General features: G+C 56.6%; 9 protein-coding genes. 5 read left to right on the top strand and 4 right to left on the bottom strand.

All coding sequences use genetic code 11. From position 1 onward, the window contains the following. A partial coding sequence (locus tag ACN0VM_RS12900) for a phage portal protein (protein ID WP_417451298.1) occupies positions 1 to 982 on the top strand: 982 nt, incomplete at its 5' end. 148 nt (positions 983 to 1,130) lie between these two features. Further along, positions 1,131 to 2,267, top strand: coding sequence for an HK97 family phage prohead protease (locus tag ACN0VM_RS12895; RefSeq protein ID WP_417451297.1), 1,137 nt, complete (start codon positions 1,131 to 1,133; stop codon positions 2,265 to 2,267). A gap of 12 nt (positions 2,268 to 2,279) precedes the next feature. On the opposite strand, the gene ACN0VM_RS12890 is transcribed toward ACN0VM_RS12895, so the two are convergent. After that, positions 2,280 to 3,032, bottom strand: a complete 753-nt coding sequence (locus tag ACN0VM_RS12890; RefSeq protein WP_417451296.1) for a hypothetical protein — start codon at positions 3,030 to 3,032, stop codon at positions 2,280 to 2,282. Position 3,033: 1 nt separating this feature from the next. Beyond that, positions 3,034 to 3,792: a hypothetical protein gene (locus ACN0VM_RS12885; protein WP_417451295.1), complete on the bottom strand. Its 759-nt coding sequence runs from the start codon at positions 3,790 to 3,792 to the stop codon at positions 3,034 to 3,036. A gap of 89 nt (positions 3,793 to 3,881) precedes the next feature. Here ACN0VM_RS12885 and ACN0VM_RS12880 point away from each other — a divergent pair, with 89 nt between their 5' ends. After that, complete coding sequence (locus tag ACN0VM_RS12880; protein ID WP_417451294.1) at positions 3,882 to 4,535, top strand: hypothetical protein; 654 nt, start codon at positions 3,882 to 3,884, stop codon at positions 4,533 to 4,535. Positions 4,536 to 4,537: 2 nt separating this feature from the next. On the opposite strand, the gene ACN0VM_RS12875 is transcribed toward ACN0VM_RS12880, so the two are convergent. Next, positions 4,538 to 5,293: a hypothetical protein gene (locus ACN0VM_RS12875; RefSeq protein ID WP_417451293.1), complete on the bottom strand. Its 756-nt coding sequence runs from the start codon at positions 5,291 to 5,293 to the stop codon at positions 4,538 to 4,540. 89 nt (positions 5,294 to 5,382) lie between these two features. Between ACN0VM_RS12875 and ACN0VM_RS12870 the strand changes: the two genes are divergently transcribed. Both ACN0VM_RS12870 and ACN0VM_RS12865 read left to right on the top strand, forming a co-directional pair. Next, positions 5,383 to 5,733 carry a hypothetical protein gene (locus ACN0VM_RS12870; protein WP_417451292.1) on the top strand — a complete coding sequence of 117 codons (351 nt, stop codon included), beginning with the start codon at positions 5,383 to 5,385 and terminating at the stop codon, positions 5,731 to 5,733. Further along, a complete protein-coding gene (locus tag ACN0VM_RS12865; RefSeq protein WP_417451291.1) occupies positions 5,714 to 6,043 on the top strand; it encodes a hypothetical protein in 330 nt (109 codons plus the stop codon). The genes ACN0VM_RS12870 and ACN0VM_RS12865 overlap by 20 nt, the downstream gene beginning before the upstream one ends. A gap of 7 nt (positions 6,044 to 6,050) precedes the next feature. On the opposite strand, the gene ACN0VM_RS12860 is transcribed toward ACN0VM_RS12865, so the two are convergent. Beyond that, complete coding sequence (locus ACN0VM_RS12860; protein ID WP_417451290.1) at positions 6,051 to 6,689, bottom strand: hypothetical protein; 639 nt, start codon at positions 6,687 to 6,689, stop codon at positions 6,051 to 6,053. Positions 6,690 to 6,959: the final 270 nt, after the last annotated feature.

The raw sequence follows: 6,959 nt of genomic DNA, 5'->3' as shown, positions 1-6,959 counted from the left end.
GGGCTTGGTGGCGCGCGCCTGCGCCAGCGTGCCCTTCAAGCTGTACGGGGGGGATAATGCGCTGAGCGACCACCCGCTGTTGACACTGCTGGCCCGGCCAAACCCGCGCGTGCGGGGGGAGAATTTTCTTTATAATTTTGTCGGCTATCACCTGATCGCGGGCAACGCCTATGCGCTGGCCGTGGGGCCGGATGGCCGCGCGCCCAAGGAGCTTTGGCTCATGCGGCCTGACACGGTCAATGTGCTTGAGGGGCAGGACGGCCTGCCTGCGGGGTTTGAACAGAAGGTGGCCGGCAAGGCGCAGCGCTACGGCACGCGTTCGGTCCTGCACTGGAAAACCTTTAACCCGCTCTCGGACTGGTACGGCATGGCGCCCCTGGAGGCCGCCGCCCTTTCCGTCGATGCCTTCAATGAAGGCAGCCGCTGGAACCTGGCGCTTATCCAGAACGGAGGCGCGCCATCCGGTGTCTTGTATAACGAGGCGGGCGACGCCCCGCTGACGGATGAGCAGTTCTCACACCTCAAGGCGGAGGTGGAGCGGCGCTACACCGGCGGCGCAAACGCGGGCCGCCCGCTTCTGCTGGAAGGCGGCCTGAAGTGGCAGGAAATGGGCATGAGCCCCAAGGATATGGACTGGACGGCGGCCAAGAATATGTCCGCCCGCGAAATTGCCATGGCATTTGGCGTACCGCCGCAGATGCTGGGCATCCCTGACGCGCAGACATATTCAAACTATTCCGAGGCGCGGCAAAGCCTGTGGGAGGATACCATCACCCCCATGATGCTTGAGATCGCCAGCGAGCTGACAAACTGGCTCACCCCCATGTACGGGGACCGCACGCTGACGCTGCGCCCCGACTTTGACGACGTGCCGGCGCTCGAGGCCAAACGCACAGCCCGGTTTGAGCGCATCGCAGGTGCAGGCTTCCTGAGCGACGCTGAGAAACGGCGAATGCTGGGCATGGGGAAGGAACACCAATAACGTCATGCCCGCGTAGGCGGGCATCCAGCGGGCGGCTGCCACGGTCTCCCGCCTTCGCGGAGATGACTGCAAAGTGGCAGTCTCCGCCCGGCGGAGGCTGGTTTCCAACAGATAAAGCCGTAACTGCTGACAGCAAGGAACACAATAGATGACAATAGTGAAAGACGCGGGTCTCGCCCGTGCCTCGATGCCGCTTGAGCTGAAGGCGGGCGGGGAAGCGGGCACGTTTGAGGGTTATGGCGCCATTTTCGGCAATGTGGACCGCGACGGTGACACCATTGCCCGTGGTGCCTTTGCGGAAAGCCTGAAGGCGCGCTTGCCTATGCTTTTGTGGCAGCATGATACCAAAGCCCCCATCGGCCGGTTTGACGAGGTGCGAGAGGACGAACGCGGGCTGTATGTTCGCGGCCGGCTTTCCATGTCGGGCCGCGGGGCGGAGGCTTATGAGCTTCTGCGCATGGGCGCGCTTGATGGCCTGTCGATCGGTTTTGTCACCCGCGAAGCCACGCGCGACAGTGCGACCGGCACCCGTACCATTTCAAAAGCAGACCTGATGGAGGTATCCCTCGTGACATTTCCCGCCAATGAACTTGCCCGCATCACTAGCGTGAAATCAGCCCACGGCGGCATCCCCGACGACCCGCGCGCCTTTGAGCATTTCCTGCGCGACAACGGCTTCTCCCGCACCCGCGCCCGCGCCATCATCGCCAAGGGTTTTGGTAGTGAGCCAGATGCGCATGAGATTGCGGCGCTGGTGGCGGAAGTGAAGCGGCGGCAGATGTTGCTGGACGGCACAAAGGCGGGGAAGCCGGACCTTGGTGCTATGCTGCGTGGGCTCGATGTGGCATCAACCACGGTCAACTCGGCGCGTCTACTGCCGGGTAAAAGCGCTAAACGCGTGCCCCTGGTGCCCGTGTCGCCAGGGCAGGTGAAATTCTTGGTCCAAGCCCCAACTTTCGCGCGTTTCCGTTGTGAGATTTATTATTCATCCTACCTGCAAATTGGCGAGCGCGCCACCAAGCGGCAGGAGCGCGTGGTGCTATACCGTGACGGCAACAGTGACCATACGGAACATCTCGTCAATCGTGGCGTGCTATCCGGCGATGTCGTCCGCAACCTTACACTTGAGAACCTGAAGGATTTCCTGAAGCATTTCCCTAAAAACATCCTGTTTGGGGAAACCTACTTCGACCTTGAATACCTGCCCCATGCCGAAGGCAGTATCCTGCGGGACCTGCCGGACCGGGAGGTCATGTTCAAGGTAAAAGCCATCCCGGTACGTTAGCGAGCAGCCTTATCAGTAAGAGCCGTGCAAGCCGGGGTCGTATTTCATATAGGCGGTTGGCAGGCCTTCGGTGCGCATATCCGTGCCTTCACACACGCCGACCTCCCGGTTTGGCACAAGGCTTAACAAGCGTTTGAAGTTTGCGCCCATGTCCGCGCCGGTGAGGGTGATATAAATGTCAGCCGGGGCGGCGGGGAAGGGGGCCTTTTGCCCATCTACTTTGGCGGGGTCTGTGAACCAGCCGCTTTGCCAGATGATGCCCGGGTCACGCCCTTGTATGACAAAGCCGTATGTCGGGCCGTCTTGGGTAAAGGTGCCGGCTTCGTCATGGCGCTGGGCCGGTTTGTAGCCGTCTTTCATATAGATGGCGGCATCAAAATAGCTGGTGACCGTGTGTGCTTCACCGGTGGGTACGTTGCGTACGTGGAAGATACACACGTGGTCAACCGTGTCCTGGTCAATCTCCAGCAGGGGGCGGGCGCTCAGGACTGTGAAGGCGGGTTTTTCGTGAGAGAATTCACCATCCTCAATATAGTCGTCGCCTTGGCGGATAGCGTCGCGTATGGGGCGGTCACCAAGGGTTGTGACAGAGATACTCGGCTCCGGGATCATTGTTGTCACGATGGGCGCTTCCGCGCTCGCCAGCCTGGCTTCAAGGTCAGTGCGAATGGTCTCATGGCGGCTCTGTTCCGCCTCTATGGCAAAATAGGCCGCAGCACCAACAGCCGCGCCGCCAATGATAAGGCCGCCTAGAAATGCTTTCATATCAGTTACTTCCTTCGTCGCTCGCTGGTGTGGGGCTGTCGAACATGGGGCTGCCCAGAATACGGCGCCAGCGCTCAATGATTGCAGGGTCGCCAATGAGGGCATCAATGCAGGGCACAATTGCCCGGTCGCCGTTCAGTTTGCTCATGGCAAGAAGTCCGCTGGCCATGCTGCCTTCGGTGAAACTGAAATGCAGCACGCCTGAGGCGCCTGAGGGAGCCTGCAGGCTGGCCGTCACGGGGGGCTGTAGCATATCCGTGAGGATGAGGCCGGGAACCGATTTTTCCGCGGATGCACCAACACTTGCGAGGCCTGATGTTATCGCGTTCGGGTCGTTGGTGGTGACCAGCAGGTCAATCGTGTCACTATCATTGATTTTTTCAGCCGCTGAAATGCACACGAGCGAAACGTCGTCGGGTGTGACGGAGTAGGCCGGGGTCAGGCCATAAACTGCGATAACGGCTTCCCCGCCTACAGTCTCCTGCATGGTGCTGTTCCATTGCGTATGGTAAATACCCGGAAGTTTCACGCGTGCTGGGGCTGAGGTCAGAAGAAGGCCATATAGCCCAAGACTTTGATCTTCATATTTCGCTAGCAGGGCATCACGCTTGTCAACCCGGGCTTGATACTTTTCATTAATGATGGTTTGCGTTGCCAGATCAATATCGGTTTTGTTCTGGTCGGCAGTTGGTCCTGAAAAATACCATGCCGAGCCAACAGCCGCGCCGCCAATGATAAGACCGCCAAGAAATGCTTTCATGATACCCCGTCTTGCGTGTTGCCTGTCTGCCCAAGGTTGCAGGCTGCCACCTTGAACAAAAAGTGAACGAATTGCAAGAGGAGGATGGCATGCGCGATACTTATGCCAAAAGTGATGACGCCCGGCAACTCGCTGCGCTGACGGCTGAGGTGAGACAGCGGCAGGCGGTTTTAGAGGGAAAAGTCGCTCCCGCCGTATTGGCAAGTAGGGCGACCGCGCTTCTTGAAGGAGCACAAGAGATTATATCGGCGTTCCGGACTGCTCGCGGACAGGCTATGCCGGTGACATTGTTTCCTGACGCTACCAAGAATATCAATCTTGGCGTGATGGACCCCCGGAGAACCCAGGTGCGTTTCCGTATTAGTACAGCTGCCGACCGAAACTGCAAAAGTTCTGGTTATTTCGAATTCTGGGCGTGGCACGAGCGTCGGGGGCTGCGGCGTATCAAGGAACCTTTTGAACATAAACGCGACAGCCGTGATGCAATTTTTACCTTTCCCTGTGGTGGTGTCGAGGTTATGCGAAAATGGCTTGCCCGAGAATATGAGGCACTGAGCCGCCGCAACGCGCTGGAACGGTTTGAGGGGCTGGTCGCGTCGGTGGCAGACATCATGCAGCGCGGTACCGCTGCAACATGTGTGCTGACACATAACGGGGTCGTCTCCGCGAACGAAGTTTCTATTCGGATCAATGGAAAGCCTCAACGAGTGGAGGCAGACCCGTTCTGGATCCGGGTTGAGTAGCGCTATTTGAGGAAGATGGCTGAATTGTCACCCCAGCGTGCATCCATCAGCCTGATCAGGAAGTCGTATGATGGCCCTTCGTCGGTGCACAGTTTGAGACCGTTTCCCCTGAAGCTTGATAGCAGGCCGAAAGCGGCGCTGATATCGCGAAACTTATAATGCAGGGTGATCCAGGTCGCTTGCTCCGGCCATAAATCATCTGAATAGCGCGCCAGGCTTTCACGGCTGGCCTGCCATGTATTGAGTGGCGTGCGGTAGAAATTATCCATCAGGTAGAAAAAAGGTGAAAAGCCGGTTTCGGAAATGCTGTCTTTGGCGAAGGTTAACAGCTTCGCACGGAATTCGGTTGTTGGCTCCAATGTTATGTCGAAAACGATATCGTCATAGTCAGCTTCGCTTTCAAGCGGCATGTTGCCTGAATAGCTGCTGCAGAAGGAGACGGAGGCGATATCCGGTGGTGTGATGTCAAGTGCGGGCTTGATTTCCGCAACAATCAGCGGGCCGGTTCCGACTTCAATTTCGCTGGGAAGCAGGTTTTTGCCCGGCGCGTGTTCCGGCCAGAGGGGGCTGACTTCCCGCCGCGCAGTAGTTTGCTGCGCGAACAGCCGGTGCACATATGCCGTTTCGTCAAATGCTGTATCGCCTGTCGTGTGCTGGCGCTGTGGCATGTGCTCCATCGCGGGTGGCTTGGGTAAATAGCTGTATACCAGCGCAACAGCCGCGCCGCCGATGATAAGACCGCCAAGAAATGCTTTCATGATACCCCCGCTGTTATGTTGCCTGTCTTCCCAAGGTTGCAAGCAGCCAGCTTGAACAAAAAGTGAACGAATTGCAAGGGGAGCATGGCATGCGCCAGACCTATGCGAAGGAATATACTCGGGCTCATGAGATTGCGGCGCTTGTGGCCGAGGTGAAGCGGCGACAGTTGCAGCTTGACCATAAATTGGCACCCCTGTTGTTGCCTATCATTGAAGGAATTTTGTCTGGCCTGAGCGGGGCTGCAATTGGGTATGGGTTTGCGAAAATCAGCGATGAAAGACTGCTTCAAAATGCGGCACGATGGCTGAAAGACTATGAAGCCGACAGTCGGCAGGGTAGCGTATCGCGAGACACTCGAAAAGGGTGGGCATACACGAGAACTGAAATTTCCGGCAAAACACAATGGCCGAGAGCGCGAATTGCTGATTTTGACAGATAATGCCGCACGCACGCAGGAGCTTGTAGTTAGTTACTGGTTGCGCTTTATCGACTGGCGCGGCGCGGTCCCCACGAAGAGAGTAATCTCGAGTGAACGGCGTATGGTCAACGGCGGGAAACTGAAAATTCATCCGATCCCTCAGGGGAGTGAACGTGAATTGGCGTTGTGGCTGCAAAACATTACACCCAGTGCATTTGCTCAGGCGCGCAGCGATGTCGGACGGTACAAAAGTCCGAGCCTATATTTTGAGTATCATGGCGCGCGTTCCGGTTACGATGCGCCGGTAAATTTTGAGTTTAAGATGACATAGACGGGCGTCAGGGTGCCGGTTGTTTGGCCAACAGGACCTTATTGTTGTCGATGACGGCAGTGCTGATGTCCCCGTCGTCCCTGCATCCGGCAATTTCATTCGCCGGGTTGATGCTCGCAAGCACGGGTAGAAAGTTATAAAAGTCGTACTCAGTAATATTCATCCTCATGCTGGCAGTGTCTGCTTGTGAATCCTCAGGAGAAACAATCTTATAGGTTCCGCCTATCTGCTTCTCAGCAAATTCGAGCATGCCATATGCGGGCGTGTCGGTACGGAAAATGTCTTGTTCATCGAGGGATTTATATATCTGGTCCTTTTCCTTGAGGAAGATATCGAGAACCATGTTTTCGACGTCATATTGCCCGACGGATGCGCTGACGATGCAAACGCGCTCAACATCTTCTGCCCTCAATTCCGTGAGAGGCGTGAGCATATATATTGTGGAGAAAGGCGTGCTCTCGGACCAGTAGCGAGAATTACCCTGAATAAGAGCAGCGGTTTCAACCGTTGTCTGCGTTATTTGCTTATAATAACTTTTGTCATATTCAGCTATCAAGTTCTTGTCGGTGATGGTGAACCCAGCGCCGGTGAGTAAGACAGCGGGGAACACCGCGCCTAGAACTATTCCGCCAAGAAATGCTTTCATAGTACCCCCCCATCGGTTTGTTGTTTGTCGCTCTCAAGTTGCAAGCAGTCACCTTGAACAAAAAGTGAACGAATTGCAAGAGGAAGATGGGCGCGACCGGAAAGCTATCGGTATCGCATCTCGGCGGTGTGCACTGGACAGTAATATGTTGTTCGTTGCCTGCCAATGCAGATGATTGTTTGCTGAAATACCACGTTCGCGTGGAGAAATCCAAGCCCGCCCGCCTGTGTGATGCCGGCGTCGCGGGTTTTTCTGGCCCTCCCATCGCCT

The organism is Kordiimonas sp., from assembly GCF_048260245.1.
GTDB lineage: Bacteria > Pseudomonadota > Alphaproteobacteria > Sphingomonadales > Kordiimonadaceae > Kordiimonas.
Note: the sequence above shows the minus strand (reverse complement) of the source record. Positions and strands in the feature narration are given on the sequence as shown.

Bases quoted from the DNA above. Each gene is read 5' to 3' on its own strand.
- ACN0VM_RS12895 (WP_417451297.1), top strand. From the start codon at position 1,131: ATGACAATAGTGAAAGACGCGGGTCTCGCCCGTGCCTCGATGCCGCTT.
- ACN0VM_RS12890 (WP_417451296.1), bottom strand. From the start codon at position 3,032: ATGAAAGCATTTCTAGGCGGCCTTATCATTGGCGGCGCGGCTGTTGGT.
- ACN0VM_RS12885 (WP_417451295.1), bottom strand. From the start codon at position 3,792: ATGAAAGCATTTCTTGGCGGTCTTATCATTGGCGGCGCGGCTGTTGGC.
- ACN0VM_RS12880 (WP_417451294.1), top strand. From the start codon at position 3,882: ATGCGCGATACTTATGCCAAAAGTGATGACGCCCGGCAACTCGCTGCG.
- ACN0VM_RS12875 (WP_417451293.1), bottom strand. From the start codon at position 5,293: ATGAAAGCATTTCTTGGCGGTCTTATCATCGGCGGCGCGGCTGTTGCG.
- ACN0VM_RS12870 (WP_417451292.1), top strand. From the start codon at position 5,383: ATGCGCCAGACCTATGCGAAGGAATATACTCGGGCTCATGAGATTGCG.
- ACN0VM_RS12860 (WP_417451290.1), bottom strand. From the start codon at position 6,689: ATGAAAGCATTTCTTGGCGGAATAGTTCTAGGCGCGGTGTTCCCCGCT.